This window comes from Pelomonas lactea (assembly GCF_043555885.1).
GTDB lineage: Bacteria > Pseudomonadota > Gammaproteobacteria > Burkholderiales > Burkholderiaceae_C > Pelomonas > Pelomonas lactea.
Map to the genome: position 1 here is coordinate 58232 of NZ_JBIGHX010000006.1, position 19099 is coordinate 77330.

The 19099-nt window shown below is 70.0% G+C and carries 21 protein-coding genes; 12 read left to right on the plus strand and 9 right to left on the minus strand.

What is annotated here, in order from left to right:
- Nucleotides 1-76: 76 nt before the first annotated feature.
- Complete coding sequence (locus tag ACG04Q_RS17020) at nt 77-1780, plus strand: sensor histidine kinase (protein WP_394512216.1); 1704 nt, start codon at nt 77-79, stop codon at nt 1778-1780.
- A 150-nt stretch (nt 1781-1930) separates the two neighbouring features.
- Here the strand turns inward: ACG04Q_RS17020 and ACG04Q_RS17025 are convergent, their stop codons facing one another.
- The 4 genes from ACG04Q_RS17025 to ACG04Q_RS17040 all read right to left on the minus strand — a co-directional run bounded on the left by ACG04Q_RS17025 (nt 1931) and on the right by ACG04Q_RS17040 (nt 5607).
- Nucleotides 1931-3403, minus strand: a complete 1473-nt coding sequence (locus ACG04Q_RS17025) for a hypothetical protein (protein WP_394512217.1) — start codon at nt 3401-3403, stop codon at nt 1931-1933.
- Nucleotides 3404-3409: 6 nt separating this feature from the next.
- Nucleotides 3410-4660, minus strand: coding sequence for an SPFH domain-containing protein (locus ACG04Q_RS17030; RefSeq protein WP_394512587.1), 1251 nt, complete (start codon nt 4658-4660; stop codon nt 3410-3412).
- A gap of 142 nt (nt 4661-4802) precedes the next feature.
- Nucleotides 4803-5198: a GFA family protein gene (locus ACG04Q_RS17035; RefSeq protein WP_394512218.1), complete on the minus strand. Its 396-nt coding sequence runs from the start codon at nt 5196-5198 to the stop codon at nt 4803-4805.
- Nucleotides 5199-5208: 10 nt separating this feature from the next.
- Entirely contained in the window at nt 5209-5607 is a 399-nt protein-coding gene (locus ACG04Q_RS17040; RefSeq protein WP_394512219.1) for a cupin domain-containing protein, read from the minus strand.
- Between the two features lie 208 nt (nt 5608-5815).
- Here ACG04Q_RS17040 and sodC point away from each other — a divergent pair, with 208 nt between their 5' ends.
- From sodC to ACG04Q_RS17075, 7 genes are all read left to right on the plus strand, one after another.
- Entirely contained in the window at nt 5816-6337 is a 522-nt protein-coding gene (sodC, locus tag ACG04Q_RS17045) for a superoxide dismutase [Cu-Zn] SodC (RefSeq protein ID WP_394512220.1), read from the plus strand.
- Nucleotides 6338-6392: 55 nt separating this feature from the next.
- Nucleotides 6393-6803, plus strand: a complete 411-nt coding sequence (locus ACG04Q_RS17050) for a DUF1801 domain-containing protein (protein ID WP_394512221.1) — start codon at nt 6393-6395, stop codon at nt 6801-6803.
- Nucleotides 6796-7527 carry a hypothetical protein gene (locus ACG04Q_RS17055; RefSeq protein WP_394512222.1) on the plus strand — a complete coding sequence of 244 codons (732 nt, stop codon included), beginning with the start codon at nt 6796-6798 and terminating at the stop codon, nt 7525-7527. The genes ACG04Q_RS17050 and ACG04Q_RS17055 overlap by 8 nt, the downstream gene beginning before the upstream one ends.
- A gap of 91 nt (nt 7528-7618) precedes the next feature.
- Complete coding sequence (locus tag ACG04Q_RS17060; RefSeq protein WP_394512223.1) at nt 7619-8320, plus strand: response regulator transcription factor; 702 nt, start codon at nt 7619-7621, stop codon at nt 8318-8320.
- On the plus strand, nt 8317-10395 hold the full coding sequence (locus ACG04Q_RS17065; RefSeq protein WP_394512224.1) for a sensor histidine kinase: 2079 nt from the start codon (nt 8317-8319) through the stop codon (nt 10393-10395). Before ACG04Q_RS17060 ends, ACG04Q_RS17065 begins: the two co-directional genes overlap by 4 nt.
- 67 nt (nt 10396-10462) lie before the next feature.
- Entirely contained in the window at nt 10463-10855 is a 393-nt protein-coding gene (locus tag ACG04Q_RS17070; protein ID WP_394512225.1) for a hypothetical protein, read from the plus strand.
- A gap of 290 nt (nt 10856-11145) precedes the next feature.
- Complete coding sequence (locus ACG04Q_RS17075; protein ID WP_394512227.1) at nt 11146-12210, plus strand: hypothetical protein; 1065 nt, start codon at nt 11146-11148, stop codon at nt 12208-12210.
- A gap of 290 nt (nt 12211-12500) precedes the next feature.
- Here the strand turns inward: ACG04Q_RS17075 and ACG04Q_RS17080 are convergent, their stop codons facing one another.
- Together ACG04Q_RS17080 and ACG04Q_RS17085 are read right to left on the minus strand one after the other, a co-directional pair.
- Nucleotides 12501-13070 carry an IS110 family RNA-guided transposase gene (locus ACG04Q_RS17080; protein WP_394512229.1) on the minus strand — a complete coding sequence of 190 codons (570 nt, stop codon included), beginning with the start codon at nt 13068-13070 and terminating at the stop codon, nt 12501-12503.
- Nucleotides 13058-13582: an IS110 family transposase gene (locus tag ACG04Q_RS17085; RefSeq protein ID WP_394512231.1), complete on the minus strand. Its 525-nt coding sequence runs from the start codon at nt 13580-13582 to the stop codon at nt 13058-13060. Before ACG04Q_RS17085 ends, ACG04Q_RS17080 begins: the two co-directional genes overlap by 13 nt.
- A gap of 154 nt (nt 13583-13736) precedes the next feature.
- Here ACG04Q_RS17085 and ACG04Q_RS17090 point away from each other — a divergent pair, with 154 nt between their 5' ends.
- Nucleotides 13737-14192 carry a hypothetical protein gene (locus tag ACG04Q_RS17090; protein WP_394512233.1) on the plus strand — a complete coding sequence of 152 codons (456 nt, stop codon included), beginning with the start codon at nt 13737-13739 and terminating at the stop codon, nt 14190-14192.
- A 201-nt stretch (nt 14193-14393) separates the two neighbouring features.
- Here ACG04Q_RS17090 and ACG04Q_RS17095 read toward each other — a convergent pair whose 3' ends face one another.
- Complete coding sequence (locus ACG04Q_RS17095; protein WP_394512235.1) at nt 14394-14717, minus strand: hypothetical protein; 324 nt, start codon at nt 14715-14717, stop codon at nt 14394-14396.
- Between the two features lie 63 nt (nt 14718-14780).
- Here ACG04Q_RS17095 and ACG04Q_RS17100 point away from each other — a divergent pair, with 63 nt between their 5' ends.
- From ACG04Q_RS17100 to ACG04Q_RS17110, 3 genes are read left to right on the plus strand one after another with little or no spacing between them, the layout of a single operon-like run.
- Nucleotides 14781-15161, plus strand: coding sequence for a cupin (locus ACG04Q_RS17100; RefSeq protein WP_394512237.1), 381 nt, complete (start codon nt 14781-14783; stop codon nt 15159-15161).
- Complete coding sequence (locus tag ACG04Q_RS17105; protein ID WP_394512239.1) at nt 15158-15523, plus strand: YkgJ family cysteine cluster protein; 366 nt, start codon at nt 15158-15160, stop codon at nt 15521-15523. Before ACG04Q_RS17100 ends, ACG04Q_RS17105 begins: the two co-directional genes overlap by 4 nt.
- Nucleotides 15520-16662: an MBL fold metallo-hydrolase gene (locus tag ACG04Q_RS17110; protein WP_394512241.1), complete on the plus strand. Its 1143-nt coding sequence runs from the start codon at nt 15520-15522 to the stop codon at nt 16660-16662. Before ACG04Q_RS17105 ends, ACG04Q_RS17110 begins: the two co-directional genes overlap by 4 nt.
- Nucleotides 16663-16668: 6 nt before the next feature.
- Here ACG04Q_RS17110 and arsC read toward each other — a convergent pair whose 3' ends face one another.
- A complete protein-coding gene (gene arsC, locus ACG04Q_RS17115; RefSeq protein WP_394512243.1) occupies nt 16669-17091 on the minus strand; it encodes an arsenate reductase (glutaredoxin) in 423 nt (140 codons plus the stop codon).
- Between the two features lie 159 nt (nt 17092-17250).
- Nucleotides 17251-19026, minus strand: a complete 1776-nt coding sequence (locus ACG04Q_RS17120; RefSeq protein ID WP_394512245.1) for a DUF885 domain-containing protein — start codon at nt 19024-19026, stop codon at nt 17251-17253.
- Between the last annotated feature and the right edge of the window lie 73 nt (nt 19027-19099).

A 19099-nucleotide genomic window follows, 5' to 3' on the forward strand; every position in this document is an offset into this window, starting at 1 on the left:
ATTGCCATCAGCCTGCTAACGCCGTGTCAGAGGGGCCGCCAAGCTCCCGGCGGCAGGCCAACCAGCGGAGGCCGCGATGGACGACATGACCCATGTCGCGATACTGCTCGCGACGGCCAGACCCGGGCTGCCCATCATCGGCGCGGCCTCGGGGCACGCCAAGGTGCTGGGCTACGACCCGCAGGCGCTGGCCGGCATGCCGCTGTCGCTGCTGTGCCCGCTGCGCCAGCCCGACGGCCGCCCCTCGGCCGAGACGCTGGACGGCCTGCTGACCCAGGTGCAACAAGCCGGCGCCATGAGCCTGCCCTGGACCTTCCAGACCCGCGCCGGCGACGCCCGCCCTCACGAGCTGCACCTCACCGTCAACGAGCGCGACGGCGAACCGCAGCTGGCCGTGTGCATGGTGGACGTCAGCCGCATGCAGTTCGCCGAGGTGCTGAACCACGCCAAGAACGAGCTGCTGGAGATGGTGGCCACCGGCCAGCCGCTCAAGCCCGTGCTGGACCGGCTGACGGCGCTCATCGAGTCGCAGTTCACCGGCCTGTACTGCACCGTGCTGCTGCTGGACCTGGACGGCGTGCACGTGCACGCGGCCGCCGGCCCGCGCATGCCGGCCGAGTACATGCAGGCACTGGAGGGCGCCCAGATCGGCCCCACCGCCGGCTCCTGCGGCACGGCCATGTTCGACGACCGGCTGGTGGTGGTGGACAACATCGCCACCCACCCGCTGTGGGCGCAGTACCGCGACCTGGCCCTGCCCTACGGCTTCCGGGCCTGCTGGTCGGCGCCCATTCACGGGCCGGACCGCCGCGTCATCGGCAGCTTCGCGATGTACTACCGCGAGGTCCGCCGCCCCACGCCGGAGGAGCTGGAAGCGCTGCACACGGCCAGCCACCTGGCCGGCATCGCCATCGACCAGGAGCGCCGCGCCGAGGAACGCCGGCGCGCCGCGCAGTGGCTGGAAGAGCAGGTACAGGCCCGCACGCGCGAGCTGCTGGCCGCACAGGACGAGCTCGTCAACAGCCGCAAACTCGCCGCCCTCGGCCAGCTGCTGGCCGGCATTGCGCACGAGATGAACACGCCGCTGGGCAACGCGCTGCTCAGCGCCAGCGCGCTGCGCGCCGGCAGCGCGGGCTTTGCCGAACGCCTGGCGGGCGGCCAGCCGCTCAAGCGCCAGGAGCTGGCCGACTGGATCACGCAGACGCGGGACGGCGCCACGCTGGTGGAACAGAACGTCGAGCGCGCGCTGCGGCTGGTCAACCGCTTCAGGCAGCTGACCGACGGCACGGGCGGCGCGCAACGCGAGCGCTTCGACCTGCGCGACGCCGTGCTGCGCGCCTGGGCGCGCGTGCAGGCCAGGCTCAGCGTGGAGCGGGTACGGCTGGCGTGCGAACTGCCCGAGGGCCTCGTGCTCGACGGCTATCCCGAGGTGCTGCAGCAGGTGCTGGAACAGCTGATGGAGAACGCGTGCATCCACGGCTTCCGCGACGACCGCGAGGGCTGCATCCGCGTCACCGCCAGCCGCACCGACGACGCACGCCTGACGCTGGAGCTGCGCGACAACGGCGCGGGCATGGCGGCGGCCGACGTGGCACGCGCCTTCGAACCCTTCTTCACCACCACCTTCGGTCAGGGCGGCAGCGGGCTGGGCCTGTTCGTCGCGCACAGCCTGGTCAGCGGCCTGCTGGGCGGCAACCTGCAGCTGCAGAGCTGGCCGGGCGAGGGCACGCTGGCGAAGCTGGAGCTGCCGCTGCACGAGACGATGCGGATGGCGGCTTGAACGTGGGCCTCTCGCCTGGCCTTGCGCCGCTGAACGCGGGCAAGTCCAGTCGGTCTCCCGAGGAGACGGCGATGCAAGCGGCATGGAGCCGCTTGCACATCGCCTGCGGGCCGGCTTGGGGCGGCCCGGCGCCGGGCCGCGTGAATGCCGTCAGCGGCGGATCGGCGAGGCGCCGCGCCAGGCGGGGTCGCTCCAGCGCTGGAAGGCGCCCAGCAGCGCCGGCTCGGGGGACTGCTTCTCGGTCACCAGGCCAGCGAGCGTGACGACCTCGAAGCTGCGGCGGTACTTGCCCTCGGCGCGGAACTCGCGCGCCACCAGCAGCTGCTGGCCACCCGGCACCCAGCCGGCAAATTCGGCAACACCCAGGCCCGGCTGGGCCGGCGCGGGCGGCATGACCTCGACACGCCAGCCGTCCTTGTCCTTCAGGAACAGCCACAGCTCGCGCCAGCCGTCCAGCGGCTGCACCGCCAGCGCCAGCGCACGGCCCTCGCGGTTCAGTGACACCGATGCGAGCGCCACCTGCCCGAACGTGCAGCGGCGCGCGGCGGGCTTGCCGCCGTCCTTCAGCGCCACGCAGCGCTGGCCATCGGCGCCGGGCTCCAGCGCCAGCTGCACGGCGCCGAAGTCACGCGGCGCGGCCGCGGTACCCAGCCAGCGCGCCGCGTTCACGCGCATCGCGGCGTCGGCGTAGGCGGCCTGGTCGTCCTCGGTCAGCTCGGCGGGCACGATGCCGGCGAACTCGGCCAGCGCCTGCGGCTGCACGGCGTCGCCACGACGAGCCTGCGCAAAGGCCAGGCTCGCGGCCACGGACGCCCGGCGCATCTGCAGCCGGTTCTTCCAGTGCACCGGCAGCGTCGCGGCGTCCACCTGCGCGAGCACCTGCTGGCGCCACTGGTCGCGCGCCTCAGCCTCGCGCACCGTGGCGCGCGGGTTCAGGCAGTCGGGCCGGGTCAGCGCCAGCGCAGCACGCGCGCGCTGCTCGGGCGTGGCAGCGGTGGCCAGCACGCGGCGGAAGGCGTCGCCCTCAAAGCAGACCTGCACGCGGCCGTCCTCGGCGTCGAACTGCTCGAACTTCAGCCCGTAGCGCGCCGCCACGTCCATCTGCGCGGCGAGCTGGCCTTCGCCGAGCTTGGCGTTGGGCAGCGACGCACGGTCGGCGATGCGCTCGGCAAACGTGCCCAGCGCGTCTAGCGCCTCGGCGCCGCCGGGGCCGGCCAGCTCCGCCGGCGTGGCCGCCTGCACGTAGGCGGCCGCCAGCCCCAGGCCCAGGCCTTCGGTGCCCCATTGCTGGCGCGCCAGGCGCAGCTGGGCCAGCAGCTCGGCGGTGGCGCCCCCACCCGCATCCGCGCGCGGCAGCAGCAACACCTGGCTCTTGCGCAGCCAGCCGCCGCGCTCGCGGCGGTAGTCCCACACCTGCCAGTGGTCACCGCGCTCGCCGCGCAGCTCCAGCGCCTCGCCACGGCCCATCTGGGCCTGCAGCGAGGCCGTGTCGCGCGGCGCCCCGCGCAGCGGCGAGTCCTGCGACACGAGGCCGGCGCGCGGGAAGTCCGCCGCCTCGGCATGGGTGGTCAGCACGGCGGCGGCCAGCGCGGCGGCCACGACGATCAGCACAACGCGACGCATGGCGGCTTACTCCTGCTCCGGCTGGGCCTTGGGCGGCGCAGGCTGCACGCCGGCCAGCAGCGCGCTGCCGATGAAGCCGCCCGAGCCGGGCGGCGCGATGATGACCTGCACCTTGTCCGACAGCTTGTCGGCCATGGCCTTCTGCACCAGCAGCGGGTGGCGCGTCAGCAGCTCGCCCTCGGTGGCCATCTGGCCGGCGTTGGCCTTGCCCACCTGGGCCACGCGGTAGGCCTCGGCGTCGGCCAGCTTCTGGCGCGCTTCGGATTCAGCGGCGATCTCGATGCGGCGCGCCTGGGCCTGGCCCTCGGCCTGCTTCACGCGCGCGGCGTTGTCGGCCTGCGCCTCCAGCGCGCGCTGCTCGATCAGCTTCTGCTTGAAGGGCAGCACATGCTTCATGGCCTCTTCCTGCGCCTTGGCCGCGATGATCTGCTCGCGCCCGGCGGCCTCGGCGGCCGTCTCGCGGCGCACCTTGTCGGCGGCCGCCTCGAACTCGGTCTCCTTGACCTTCTTCTCGCTGATCTCCAGCGTGTAGCGCATGCGCTCGCTGGCCAGGCTGTCGGCCAGCAAGCGGTCCATGCCGCGGCGGTAGTCGGCCGGCAGGTCCACCGAGCCGATCTGCACACCCTTCAGCTGGATGCCCTCGGCCGCCAGCTTCGCGCGCAGCTCGGCCTCCAGCGCGGCGGCGATCTCGGCACGCTGGCTGGAGAAGATCTCGCGCACCGTGTGGCGGGCGATCTGCTTGTAGACGACCGCCTGCACGGCCGGCGCGATGACGTCGGCCTCGACGTCGTCGGGCAGCTTGCGAGACAGCTCGGCCAGGCGGGTGCTGTCCACCGTCCAGCGCAGGTTCATGTCCAGGCCCAGCGACAGGCCCTCCACCGACTGCAGCGGCGCCGGGCCGTTCGCCTTGGCGATGCCTGTGGGGCGGTAGCTCTGGTCGCGCAGCGGGAAGAAGCGCACCTCGTGCAGGCCGGGGATGCGCAGAAAGCTGCCGTCGCGGAACTCGCTGGTGCCGCCGCTGAACTGGTTGGTGCGCAACGCTGCCTGGCCGTGCGGCACGGCCTGCACCGGCGGGTGCATGACGACGGCATAGCCGGCGGCCGTCACGGCCGTGACGAGCAGCAGCGGCGGCAGCGCGCGGCGCAGCGAGCGCGCGGCGATGGGGGCAACGGCAGCAGCGGCCTCGGCGCTGCGCCCGGCCCCACGGCCGAAGGCGTTGCGCAGCGAGGCGGTGAGGGACTTGAGGCGGTGCAGCATGGTGACGGGCTCCTGGGCCGTGTTGGGCATCGGCGGTGTGCGATGCATGGCAGCCATGGTTCCCGGTCCCGCGGGAAGGGACGAGCGCGGCGCGGGGTGAAGCTCTTCCGCGCGGGCGGAAGGAATCTTCCGTCTCGGCCTCTCAGGGGATGTGCTCGGCGTCGGGCGGCGGCAGCACCCAGCCGTGCCGGCGTTCCTCATAGACCGACACGGTAGGCGGCGGGAACGCCGGGTCGGCGAACGCGCCCACCGGGATGGCCAGGAACTGCGGCATCGCGATGGGCTCGTAGAACACCGTCGCGCCGCAAGTGGGGCAGAAGTGGAACCTCGCGCCTGGGCCTTCGTCGCCGGCCCGCAGGAACACCGTCGACGCGCCCGACACCTGCACGTCCTCACGGCGAAAGCGCGCCTGTTGCGCAAACGGCCCGCCCGTGCGGCGCTGGCAGGCCAGGCAGTGGCAGAGGGACACGCGCAGCGGCTCGCCCGTCACGTGGGCGGTGAGCTGGCCGCAGCTGCAGGAAGCGAAGCGGGCGGTCATTGGCGTGCCATCACGCCGCCCCGTCCGGGACGTCAGCATCGCTGACGTAGTGCCCGGACGGATCCGGGCCCCGCGTGCCGACGATGACGTAGGAGCAGGGCGCCTGCGACCGGTTGGACACCGTGTGCCCGTTGGGCACGCCGGCGGGCCAGCTGGCGCTGTCGCCGGGGCGCAGCACATGGGGCCCGTCATCCTCGGTGACGGTGACCTCGCCGCTGACGACGAACAGGAACTCGTCCACATGCTCGTGCCAATGCCGCACGGAAGCCTTGGCGCCAGGCTGCAGCACCTGCAGCGACGCGCCAAACTGCGTGAGCGCGCCGGCATCCGACAGCGCGTAGGTGTCCACACGCCCCCAGCCGGGCTTTTCGTTGATGTGCGGGGAGACCTGTTCCTGCCTGACGATCATGGGCGTTGGGGTGACGTATCAACAAGGTGGCACGACCGGCGGCACCACCGGTGCCGCCGACTATGCCAACAAAAGGCGACCGGCGCCCGGTTCATCACGGCTGGGGATATCACGACGGGTTGTCGCTCCAATGCGGTACGCCCGCGCCGCCAACGCCCGCAGGCGGCGGCTACCTTCTGCGTTCCCCTCCGAAGCCAAGGACATACCGATGAAAACCACCCTGATCGCCGCCGCCTGCCTGGCGGCCAGTTCCCTGGCGCTCGCCGCCGAGCTCACCGTGCCCGTCAGCCTGGCCGACAAGCAGGGCACCGGCCCGGCGCTGGGCAGCGTGCGCATCGTCGAGACCGCCTACGGCCTGGCCTTCTACCCCGACCTCAAGGGCCTGCCGCCCGGCCTGCACGGCTTCCACGTCCACGAGAAGCCGTCCTGCGCGCCGGCCGACAACAACGGCACGCCGACCCCGGCCTTCGCCGCCGGCGGCCACCTGGACCCCGCCGGCACCAAGAAGCACGGCGAACCCTGGGGCGACGGCCACCTGGGCGACCTGCCGCCGCTGTTCGTCAACGCCGACGGTGCCGCCACGTCCCCCGTGCTGGGCCCGCGCCTGAAGCTGGCCGACGTGAAGAACCGCTCGCTGATGGTCCACGCCGGCGGCGACAACCATGCCGATCATCCCGCGCCGCTGGGCGGTGGCGGGGCGCGCGTGGCGTGTGGGGTGATCGGCGGCTGAAAGGACACCGGTCTCAGCGCTGCGACGGGCGGCGCTTTGTCGACAGAATGCGGCCATGCCCAAGCTGACCGCTGCCGACACCACAAGCGCCGTCGACCAGTTCATGGCGGCGCTCGACCATCCCTGCAAGGCGGAGATCGAGGCGCTGCGCACAGCGCTGCGGGCCGTCGACCCCGCCATCGCCGAAGGCATCAAGTGGAACGCGCCGAGCTGGCGCACGAGCGAGTACTTCGCCACCACGCATCTGCGCGCCCGGACCGGCTTCAGCCTCATCCTACATCGGGGCGCCAAGGCCCGCGAGCTGCCCGACGGCGGCCTCGCCCTTGCCGACCCCACCGGCCTGCTGAAATGGCTGGGCCGCGACCGCGCCCAGGTCGAGTTCACCTCCCCCGCCGACTTCGCCGCCAAGCTGCCGGCACTGCAGGCGGTCATCCAACAATGGATTCGACACCTGGACCATGCCTGAGAGCCCCACCGCCCCGCTGACCGTCCTGTGCATCCCCGGCCCCTGGCTGTCCCGCTCGGAGCTCGTCGAGAAGATCGTCCGCGGCGCCAGCGGCTACCTGTTCGTGGGCCAGGTGCTCATGCACATGCAGACCCGGCAGACCTGCGCGCTGGAGTTCCATGCCGCGGACCCGCGCATGGGTGCCGCCTTCCGCGCAGCCGGGCCGCACTGGGCGGACACGGCCGACATGCAGCGCATCGACAGCCACGCGGCGGTCGTCTACCTGGTGGCTGACGGCGGCACGGCCATTCAGGCCGAGGCGCTGATGCAGGCTGCCGCCGCACTGCTGGACGCGGGCGGCCTGGGCGTCAAGGTGGAGAGCAGCGGCGTCGCACACGCACCGGACGCCTGGCGCGAGCTGTGCAGCGATCTCCACCTGTTCAGCGCGCACCGGGCCTACGTGCTCTACATCACCGGGCCGCAGGTGCATTCCTGCGGCATGCACAACCTCGGCCTGCGTGATGCCATCGTCGAGAACAACGGCGACACCGCCGGCGCCGTCGAACTGCTGCGCGTCTTCACGCGCTATCTGTTCACCGAGTCCCCCACCATCCGCGCGGGCCAGACCTTTTCGGCCGCGCAGGACGAGCCTGCCTATCGCCTGCTCGACGACGCCGGCCCCGCCTATGACGCCGACTCGCTGTTCGCCAACCCCTTCGGCTTTTGGCGGCTGGTGCCGGCCTGACCGCGGCGAGGACGTGGCTGCTGCAACCGGGCGCGTGAGCGGAAGAATCCTTCCGCTGCCGCGCTAGGCGGCGTCCACATAATCCGCCGCCATGCCCCGCATCGCCGTCATCGAGGACGACCCCACCACCAGCGAGCAGCTGGCCGGCTGGATACGCGCCGCCCGCCCCGAACTGGTCGTCGACCAGCACTTCGACCGCGACGCCGCCGAGGCCGCGCTCTCGCGCGAGCGCTACGACCTCGTCGTGCTGGACATCGAGCTGGGCCGCGAGCGCAACGCCGGCGTGGCGCTCATCAACGAGATCAACAAGCAGGGCCTGGGCACGCCGGTACTCGTGGTGTCGGCCATGCCGGCGGCCATCTACCGCAGCATCATGAAGGCGCTGGACGCCTGGGACTACCTGCAGAAGACGACCTTCGACGAGGCCGAGTTCGTCGAGACCTTCCTGGACATCCTGCGCACCGCGCGGCTCAAGGAGCCTGCGGCGAAGCCGGCAACGGCCAAGGCCGATGCCAGCCTGCAGCTGGACCCGCTGAAGCAGCGCACGCCGATGTGGCGCGGCCAGCGCGTCAACCTGCCGCTGACGGCACAGCGCATCCTCGCCACGCTGCACGCGCGCACCGGCGAGGTGGTCAGCTATGAAGAGCTGTTCGACGTGGTGAAAAGCGGCCGCAACCGCGACAACGTGCGCAAGCATGTGGCCACCATCCGCGACGCATTCCGCGACGTGGACCCGGCGTTCGACGGCATCGAGAACATCCCGATGCGCGGCTTCCGCTGGACCGGAGGATGAGGCTGGGGCCGGTCGATGTGACGCTGGCGGACATGCCGCGCCTGGGGCTGGCGGCCTTCCGCAACCGCATCGTCTTCCACCTCGTCTTCATCGCGCTGGCGCTGGCCACGCTGGCGCTCGCGCTGGCGCTGCTGAACGAGGAGCGCCAGCGCAACGCGCAGCGCTACGAGCAGACGTTTGCCAAGTCGCTGGCCGAGGTGGTGGCCCAGCTGCGCCACCCGTCGGGCCAGCTGGCGCTGTTGAACCCCGAGCCGGCGCAGGTCGATGCCGGCTGGGTGGCGCCGCTGGTGCTGCCGTTCGGCGCCATCGATTTCGACGACGCGACGAAGGCCCAGCGCGCCATCGAGATGGCCGGCTGCTCGCTGCAGTACCCCGGTGGCGCCAGCCTGTGCGCGGCCGTGGGCAGCAATGCCTACGCCGGCGGCTTCGTCTACCTGGTGGCCAGCCTGGACGCGCCGCCGCTGGTGAGCCGCGAACGCGGCGCGCTGGACATTGCCGACGTGCACCGCGTGCGCGTCAGCCTGCAGCGCACCGGCACAACACAGCACTGGCTGGCGCCCGTCGAGATGCTGGACGCGCAGCGCGGCCAGCTGCCCGGGTTCACCGTCGAGGCGGCCGACGACACCGCCACGCTGCCGCGCAAGGCCCGGCCGCAGCGCGACTTCCGCGGCTGGGTGTGGCGCGAGGGGCCCTGCCTGGCCGCCGGCGAGACCGGCGAGCCCTGCCCGCGCCGCACCACGGTGTCGCTGCGCGTGCCGGTGGAGGCCTTCCGCGAGGCCCTGTTCCGCCCCGGCGGGCCGCAGTGGCCGCCGGCGGACCTGCCGCGCACGGGCCTGCGCCTGGCGCTGCTGGGGCCGGGTGGCGCCACGCTGTTCGACAGCGCGGCCCCCGGCTCGCAGCCACCGCTGACGCTGGCGCGGCTGTCCGGCACGCTATCGCCCGGCGAGACGCTGAAGATCTCGCGAGGCAACAACACCGTCGTCGCGCTGCTGCAGGGGGCCGACGACACCGCCACGCCGCCGTCGCCGTGGCTGACCGCGCTGATCCAGCACCTGCCCGCGCCGGCCACGCCGCGCACGCTGACCGCACGCGACACCGTGACGACGCCGGCCGGCCGCTTCGAGGTGACACTGACCGGCGACCTGCAGGGGCTGGACCGGTCCTTGAGCGCCAGCGCCGCCCGGCTGGCCTGGCCGGTGGGCGCCATGCTGGCGGCGCTGGCACTGGCCTGGCTCATCATCGAGATGGGGCTGATCCGCCGCGTGGCGACGCTGACGAAGCGCGCCGCGGCGCTGTCGCACCAGCTGCAGCAACCCGGGCACTCCGAGCTGGGCACGCTGGACGTGGCCGGCCTGCGCGGCCGCGACGAGCTGGGCATCCTGGCCGGCACGCTGGCCGACCTGCTGCAGCACGCCCGCGACAGCCTGCGCCGCGAGCAACTGCGCGCCGAGCGCGAGCACGACCAGTGGCACGCCGTGGGCCACGAGATCATGTCGCCGCTGCAGTCGCTGATGCTGCTGCACGCCGGCGACGACGACCCCAGCCGCCGCTACGTGCAGCGCATGCAGCAGGCCGTGAAGGTGCTGTACGGCCAGGCCTCGCCCAGCGAGGCGCTCGCCGCCGCCACGCTGGCCGTGGGCCGGCTGGACCTGGACGCCTTCCTGCGCCAGGTGGCCGAGAACGCGGCCTATGCGGGCATCGCCGATGTCGTCTACACGCCGTCGCCCGAGCCGGTCTGGGTGCAGGCCGACGAGTACCCGCTGGAGGACGCCCTCACCCACGTGCTGACCAACGCCGACCGCTACCGCGTGCCCGGCACGCCCGTCACGCTGGCGCTGCGCGTGGACGGCGAGCTGGCGACGGTGGACCTTCACAACCAGGGCCCGCAGATCCCGGACGACCAGCTCGCGCGCATCTTCGACTACGGCGTCAGCGACGCGCCCCCCGAGGACGGCCAGCGGCGCGGCCAGGGCCTCTTCGTCGCCAAGACCTACCTGGCCAAGATGGGCGGCAGCATTGCGGCGCGCAATGTGGCGGATGGGGTGGTGTTCGAGATCGGGTTGAGGCGGCTGTGAGACGGGCCGCCATGCCACGGCTGATTGGCCGGATCATCAAGCAACGACCAGCTGGCTTGAGGCGCGAATGCCCTACACCTTGACCTTCTCGAAGCAGGTCGAGATTGCGGATACCGACCTGTACATCAACGATTGCTGCATCGGCGGGGACGTGGTGCTGGACCGGCTGCTGCCCGCGCTGAGGGAGAAATACGGCAACGATCTCCGGCCGAACCAGGAGGATTGGGGATGGTTCGTCTGGTTCGACGATGGGCCGATCAAGCTTGCGGTGGATGTTTCTGCCGACGATGACCGCTCGAAGTTCCAGATGCAGCTCACTTCACGCCGGCCCCGTTTCATCCTGAGTGACAAGGTTGAGGACGGCGCCGAGCTCGAAGCGCTGCGCGAGCTGATCGTGCGGCGATTGACGGACTGGCCTGTTTCGAAGCTCACGGTTGAATGGGTCAACGAGCCCAGATAACCCGTCAGGCTTGGGCGCCTGTCGCGAATCGCGGCCTCCACGCGGCGGCTCGCCATGTCGCCCGCGAGCGCTGGGAATTCCCCACCTTTGCGCGAGTCAGAGCGGCTGGCACAGTCGCGCCGCTGTCAGCCGCTTTTCGCATACGTTTAATGGCGCGAGTGAGGCGCAGCTGACGCAAATAGTCTTTTCTATTCAGCAACTTATGACAGCTGTCACCAGTTTGGTTAAGCGGCAGACGGTCGAGTTAAGCAGCAGTGGCTGCCGGATAAAACAATAGTTAGGCTTCACAAATGAAACCTATGGCCACCGATCCATCTGAATTCATCGTCTTCTACTCGTGGCAGAGCGATCTTCCCGACGCCACAAACAGACAAGCGATTCGGTCTGGTTTGCGAGTTGCAAGCAACAAGCTTGAAAGTGAACACCCCGCGATGCGGGTGATCGTGGATGAGGCAACGCGAGGAACACCAGGTAGCCCCAACATTCCGGCAACCATCATGGAAAAGATTCGTTCCTGTGATGTCTTTGTTTGCGACATAACCACGATCAACTCAAACGCCGCCCCTGAGTTCCGGCGGGTTCCGAATCCCAATGTCGCCTTTGAACTGGGCTATGCGGTCGCGACCGTCGGATGGTCAAGAATTCTGATGATCTTCAATGATGCTGTCGCTTCTGTAAAAGACGCGCCTTTTGACATTGATCGCCATCGAATACTTCCGTACAAGATCGATGCCTCAGATCCAAAGAACAAAAGCAACCATGCGCAATTAGCCGCGTCACTAAGCACAGCCATTGAATCAATCGCCGAGCACCGACCTTCAAAGCCAGCATCTGGCGTATCGCAGTCACCCGAGCAGATCCGCAGAACCCGCGACATAGCCAACTTAAAGTGGCTCCTGTCCAACGTTCACTTTCCAACCCTCGATCAGATGATCGAAGACCTACCGGAGCTGATGCACTCTCGGGTTCTTCACTTCTGGGAAGGCTTCAATGCCGTTGTTAAGAACTCCCTCTTTCATCTTTACGACGCTGACCTTCTCACGACCGTAAAGGCAATGCACAAGTTTTGGGGCATCTGTGTGTCAAATGGGGAGCAGTACCACATGGCAACGAATCCCAACATCTACGTGTTCAAGAACCCGGGCGATGCTCCCCTCACGCAAAGGCAAGAGCGCGTCTGGAAGACCATAAATAATGCTAGGTCTAGCCTCCTGGAGTCACAGACCAGTCTCTTAAAGGCCATTCGGGAGCGCTACCTTGAGATTGATCTTGACGAAACAAATGCAGCAGCCTGGCAGGAGTACAAAGACATGCAAAGGGACATTGAGCAGCAGTTCGAGCGCGGCGAAGCCTAACCCTTCCTATATGGACTCCCCCACAACGGCAAAGGCTTGATCGCTTGGGGCTGGCTGAGAGAGGCACCTGCAGTCGTATATCCGGCATCTGGAGTGGGATCGGTGATGTCCCGTGCCGACATGGAATCTGCGTCACCGCGGCGCCACACGCTGCAAGCGGCAGGCAAGGAAGCTGCCGGAAGAGTTATCGGCGTCGCGCGGTGTGGGAGGGCTCCCGGCTGGCCATGATGGTCGATCAGACCCATCGCAAGTGGTGGAAGAAGCTGGGTTGTTGAAGAGGGGGCCGGCGATCAGGCCGGCATCGCGAAGCTCTGGCGCCGAGTTTTCCTCTCAAGAGCCGCCTTCTCGTCGAACGTTTCATGGTCACGCAGCGTGGCGTAGCAGATGCGCGCGAGCTTGTTGGCCAGCGCACAGGTGGCCTTGTTGTGATTCGATCGCGTCTGGACCTGCAGGGCCCAGTGCCGCATGCCGCTCAAGACCTTGCCCTTCTCGACGGCTGCGCTGGCAGCTCTGAGCACGCTGCGCGCGCCGTGCGTGAGCAGCATGCGCAAGTAGCGGTCGCCCTTCTTGGAAATGCGCCCCAGATGGCGTGTGCCACCCGAGCTGAACTCGCGGGGCGTCAGGCCGAACCAGCTCGCGAAGTGCCGCGCGTCCAGGAAGTGCGTCACGTCACCCGAGGTGGCCGCCACCAGGGCGGTGGCGGTCAGCAGCCCGATGCCGGGCACGCTCAGCAGCAGCGTGCAGGCCGGGCTGTGCTTCGCGGCGTTGGCCAGTTCGCGCTCGACCTGCGCAATGCGCGCCTCCAGCAGCCGCACCTCTTCAAGCAGCAGCTTGGCGCTGTCGCGGATCAAGCCGGGCACGCCGTATTCGGGTCCGCCAGCACGCGGCCCAGCACCTCCAGCCCCGTGCGCGCGCCCTGCGGGATCGCCAGGCCGAATTCGCGGCAGAAGCCGCGCAGCGCGTTGATGCGCGAGGTTCGCGTGCCCATCCACAGCGAGCGGATGCGGTGCAGCCCCTGCAGCGCCTGCTGCTCCACCGACTTCACGCGCACCGGGCGCAGGTCCGCACAGCGACAGGCCTCCAGCAGCGCGGCGGCGTCGGTCGCATCCGTCTTGTTGCGCCGCACGTAGGCGCGCACGTACTGGGCCGGCAGCAGGCGCACCTCGATGCCCAGCGAGTTCAGCCAGCGCGCCCCGTGATGGGCCGAGCCGCAGGCCTCCATGACGACCAGGGTGACCTCGCGGTTGAGGAACCAACGTTCGAACTGCGAGCGCGTGAGGCGCTGCGTCTCGACGACGCGCCAGTGCTCATCGGCGACGGCGATCTGGAAAACACTCTTGGCCAGGTCCACGGCCACGGTCGTAGCATGCATGTCGGACTCCTCGTGTTTGTGAAACTGATCCCCACGCCCATGGAAACCAGCGCCGCGATCTTGCGCGGCAAACAAACGGGGGAGTCCATCCCATCACTGCAGCGGACGGCTTCGCCGCCCGCTGATCTTTGACGTTAGGCCTCAGGAGAATCACTTGCGCGCTTTTGGAATCGCCCTAGTAGCAGCCGTTTGGGTCAGCGGCTCCTTTGCTGAGGTGCCAAAAGAATTGCCGTGTGAACCGAACGGCGAGTGCAGCGATCCGTGCATCTACTTCCCCGATGGAACGGTTTTCGTCGCCACAGAAAGCGGAGCGAAGCTCTACTACAACAAGCAGGTGCGCGAGCTGCCTCAATCATCAACGCAAGTGCGCAGGGGCATTCAAGGCAATGCGGAACTGCCTGGCTTTGTGCGCTTCTCTACATACAACGATGGGTCGACCCGAGTCGAAGCAACGTTCAAGGTTACAGGGACCAGCTGCTACGAAAAGAATCAAGCGGGCATCTACGAGTCAACAGACAAGTGCTGCTGGACTGAATACGACGTCACACTTCAAGTTTCACAAGGGTCTGCGAAGAAGTCGCTTCGAGCCAAGTGGAGCTCCGGATGCTGAGGCCTAACTCTTCCTATATGGACTCCCCCACAAGGTCAAAGGCTTGATCGATGTAGGCTGGCTGAGAGAGGCACCTGCAGTCGTATATCCGGCATCTGGAGTGGGATCGGTGATGTCCCGTGCCGACATGGAATCTGCGTCACCGCGGCGCCACACGCTGCAAACGGCAGCCCCCTTACGCCGAACGTTGATCTCGCTAGCTCACCCCCGCCGCACCCGCTCCAGCACCCCACGCACCGCCAGCTCCGACGCCAGCGACATCTCCAGCGGCGCGCGCACCAGCCCCGCGTGGCCGTATTGCAGGTTCTCGTAGACCTCGGCGGCGGCGGGGAAGTGGTCCAGCAGGGCGGGCAGCGCCTCGTGGCCCTGGTGCTCGTGCAGCTCGGCAGACAGCTTGCGCACCAGCAGCTGGTACTGGTGCGGGTCGGCCGCGCGGCCCTGGCCTTCCAGGGCCTGCAGCAGCTGCGCCAGGCGGGCCAGCGACAGCAATTCGTTGGGGACGGTGAGGCGGACAACGGTAGCCATGGCTGGGAGATGATGACGCCGCCCGGCATTTCAAGCGGCGCCGGGCAAACGAGGAGCCCCGCCATGCCATTCCAGCCCGAACACGTCTACGCGCTGCTCGACGCCGCCGGCGGCATCCGCCAGCTGCCCGGTGGCGGTGAGTTCTGGGGCCAGCCACCCGACACGCTGGACGCGCTGGGCCGCGACTGGCTGGTGTCCGAGTTCAGCTGCGACGCCGACTGGGGCAGCTGGGAGATGCACCCGAACGGCGACGAGTTCGTCTACCTGCTGGACGGCGACATCGAGTTCCACCTGGAACTGCCCACCGGCCTGCAGGTGCAGCGCATCGAGGGCCGCGGCGCCGTCGTCGTGCCACGCGGCGTGTGGCACACGGCCAAGGTATTCCAGCCCAGCCGCATGTTCTTCGTCACGATGGGCGCCGGCACCGAGCACCGCCCGGCATGACCGCCGCGCCCCTGGACTGCCAGCGCTGCGGCGCCTGCTGCGCGCAGTTCCGCGTGTCGTTCTACTGGGCCGAGGCCGACGACGCGCCGGGCGGCACGGTGCCGGTGGCGCTGACACGGCCGGTGGGCACGCTGCACCGCTGCATGGCCGGCACCGAGGTGCGGCCGGTGCGCTGCATCGCGCTGCAGGGCGAGGTGGGGCGCGACGTGGGCTGCGGCATCTACGCACAGCGCTCCAGCACCTGCCGCAGCGTGCAGCCGGGCGACGAGCAATGCCTGAAGGCGCGCGCAGCGCATGGGCTTGAAAGCGCGGCGCACGGCGCCATGTCAGCGGGTCCCGCTTCTGCTCTGGCCCCTCGATGAAATCTCTCGGCAAACGCGCCACCGGCCTCCGTCTCGAACGCATGCGGGCCTCGCCGCGCTACCGGGTGACGGACCAGGGCGAGGGCTTCCACAACGTCCACCCCATCGAACCGGGGCTGCGCGACCGCACGGAGCGGCCGTCGCTGTCGGATTTCCTCTGCTCCGAGGGCCGGCGCACGCCCGGCGCGCCGCTGCCGTCGGCCAACCCGCTGGACGCCTGGCTCAAGCCCGCCGGCAGCGGCCTGCGCGCGACATGGCTGGGCCACTCCACCGTCATGATCGAGATCGACGGCCTGCGCGTGCTGACCGACCCGGTGTGGGGCAAGCGCGCGTCGCCGTCGCAGCTGGCCGGCCCGAAGCGCTTCCAGCCGGTGCCGTTGGCGCTGAACGCCCTGCCCCCGCTGGACGCCGTCGTCATCTCGCACGACCACTACGACCACCTGGACATGGCCACCGTCAAGGAGCTGGTGGCGCTGCAGCGCGTGCCCTTCATCACGTCGCTCGGCGTGGGCGCGCACCTGCAGGCCTGGGGCGTGCCGCCGGAGCGCATCGTGGAGCTGGACTGGTGGGAGCACTGGCAGCACCCGGCAGCCGAGCTGCGCATCCACGCCGCGCCGTCGCAGCATTTCTCGGGCCGCTCGCTGAACGACCGCAACGCGACGCTGTGGTCGTCCCTCGTCATCGAGACGCCGGAGCACCGCGTGTTCTTCAGCGGCGACACGGGGCTGACGAGCGAGTACGCGGCCATCCGCGAGCGCTTCGGGCCGTTCGACCTCGTCATGCTGGAGGTGGGCGCCTTCCACCCGTCGTGGGGCGACATCCACCTGGGCCCCGAGAACGCGCTGAAGGCGCTGGACCACCTCGGCGGCGGCGCCTTCCTGCCGGTGCACTGGGGCACGTTCAGCCTGGCGCTGCACGACTGGGACCAACCCGCCGAGACGCTGCTGCAGCTGGCGCCCCAGCACGGCGCGCAGCTGTTGATGCCACGCCTGGGCGAGGCCGTGGAGCCGGCGCACGGCGAGCGCGCCGCGCCCTGGTGGCGAGCGGCGGACGTGCCCGCCAAGGGCCGGCGCGCCAAACCGGCCGCGCCGCAAGACCCGGCCCGCCTGCCCCAGCGCGTGCCCTGGCCGCTGGACTGAGCCGCGTCAGCCGCGGCGGCGGCCGTCGTCGTGCACCACCTCGCCATCTTCCTTCGTGAACGGCGCCAGCCGCCCCACCGGCAGCAGCGCCAGCACCGCCTCCGACGGACGGCACAGCGCCGTGCCCAGCGGCGTGACGACGATGGGGCGGTTCAGCAGCACCGGGTGCTGCGCGATGGCGTCCAGCAGCGCGTCGTCGCCCAGCGCCGGGTCGGCCAGGCCCAGTGCGGTGAACGCGGCCTCCTTCTCGCGCAGCAGCGCGCGCAGCGGCTGCCCCGTGGCGGCGGCCAGCGCGCGGACCTCGTCGCGCGTGGGCGGCGTCTTCAGGTACTCGACGACCCGCGGCTCGAAGCCGGCATGCCGAATCAGCGCCAGCACATTGCGCGACGTGCCGCAGCGGGGGTTGTGGAAGAGGGTGATGTCAGTCATGCCGTGTGTCGTGATGGGGCATGCCCTCGCGAGCACGCGGAGGGCAGAGTTGTGGGCGCCCAGGAGCAGGGCGCGGGCGATCATGGCTCAGCAACAGCCTCGGCAGGCACGGCGCCGGCAGCGCGTGAGCCGGTTGCACGCGCCGGCCTGTGTGGGGCGTCAGCGGGCCTGCGACGCGATCCACGCGTTCACGCGCCGCTCCAGCACCGACAGCGGCAGCGACCCCTCGCCCAGCACCTGGTCGTGGAAGGCCGCGAGGCTGAACTTCGGGCCGAGCTTTTGTTCGGCGCGGCGGCGCAGCTCCTGGATCTTCAGCGCGCCGATCTTGTAGCCCAGCGCCTGGCCGGGCCACGCGAGGTAGCGGTCGATCTGCGCCGCCGCCTGCTGCTCGCTGGCGCCGGTGGTGTCGCGCCAGTACTTCAGCGCCTGCTCGCGGCTCCAACCCTTGGCATGCAGGCCGGTGTCGACCACCAGGCGCGCCGCGCGGCCGATCTCCAGGCGCAGCGCACCGGCCTGCGACACCGGGGCGTCGTACAGGCCCAGGTCATGCCCCAGCGTCTCTGCATACAGCGCCCAGCCCTCGCCGAAGGCGTTGATCCACTGCCGGCGGCGGAACTCGGGCAGCGGCATCTCGGCCTGCAATCCCAGGTGGAAGTGGTGGCCCGGCTGGCCCTCGTGCAGGAACAGCGCGGCCATGGACGACACGCTGTACTCCGCCGGGTCGTTGATGACGGCCCAGAAGATGCCCGGCGCGCTGCCATCGGCCTGGCCCAGCGTGTAGTGGTCTGACGCGGTCTGGCGCGTGAGTTCGGGCTCGGGGCGGATCTCCAGCGGCATGCGCGGCTGGCGGCCGAACAGCCGCGGCAGCTGCGGCATCACGCGGGCGTTCAGCGCGCGGTAGTGATCCAGGATCTCGGCCTCGGTCTTGAACGGCCGGAAGCGCGCATCGCTGCGCGCCCAGGCCAGCAGGCCGCCGTCCTTCAGCGGGTCGCCGGTGAAGCCCATCTGCGGCGCCAGACGGGTGATCTCGCGCTGGATGCGCGCCACCTCCTGCAGGCCCAGCGCGTGGATCTGCTGGGGCGTCAGGTCGGTGGTGGTCTGCTCGTGCACCCATTGCTGGTACCAGGCGCGGCCGTTGGGCAGCGTGCTCCAGCCGATGCTGCCGCGCTGCCGGGCGGCGGGCAGGTACTCGGCTTCGACGAAGGTGGCCAGGCGGCGCAGGGCCGGCTGCGTGCGCTCGCTGAACTCACGCCGGTAGGCGGCGGCCAGGCGGGTGCGGTCGTCGGCGGACAGGCCGTCCGGCAGCGCCCGCACGGGTCCCGTGTAGGCGCTGCGCTCGGCATCGGTGTCGGCCAGGTTCTTCAGCATCGGCAGCATCGCCTCCACCACGGGCAGGGCCTGCACCACGCCGCGCTGCATGCCCTCGCGCATGTTGACGATGGCCTGGTCGCACCAGGCGGGCAGCCCGGCAACGCGCTTCAGGTAGGCATCCAGCTGCGCGGCGGTCTTCAGCGGCTGGCCCGCCTCGCCGCTGGCGAAGAACGCGACCTGGAAGGGCGTGGCGCCCATGTGGTGCAGCGGCAGCAGGTGCTCGGGGAAGGGCTCGAAGGCCAGCAGGTCGCGCAGCTGCTGCGTCAGCAGCTCGTGGTTCAGGCGCTCGGCGGCGGGCAGCGCCTTCACGGGCACCGCGCTCAGTTCCTTCAGCAGCCCTCGCCAGGCCGCAAAGCGCTTCGCGCGCTCGGCCGGCGCGATGTCCAGCGGCAGCTGGTCGTCGAAGCGATGGTCGTCCAGCTGCGTGGCCGCGATGGGGTCGAACCGCGCGCGGGCGTCGTAGTAGCGCGCAGCGAGGTCGGTCAGGCGCTCGACCGGCGTGGCGGCATGGGCGGCGAGGGACAGGCCCAGGGTGAGGGCGAGGGTCAGAGCTTGCAGGCGCATGGTTGAGGCGGGGCGGAACTCGGGGAGTCGAATTCTGTGCTCCCCAAGGTCGCGCCGTGTCAGCAGATGCGGC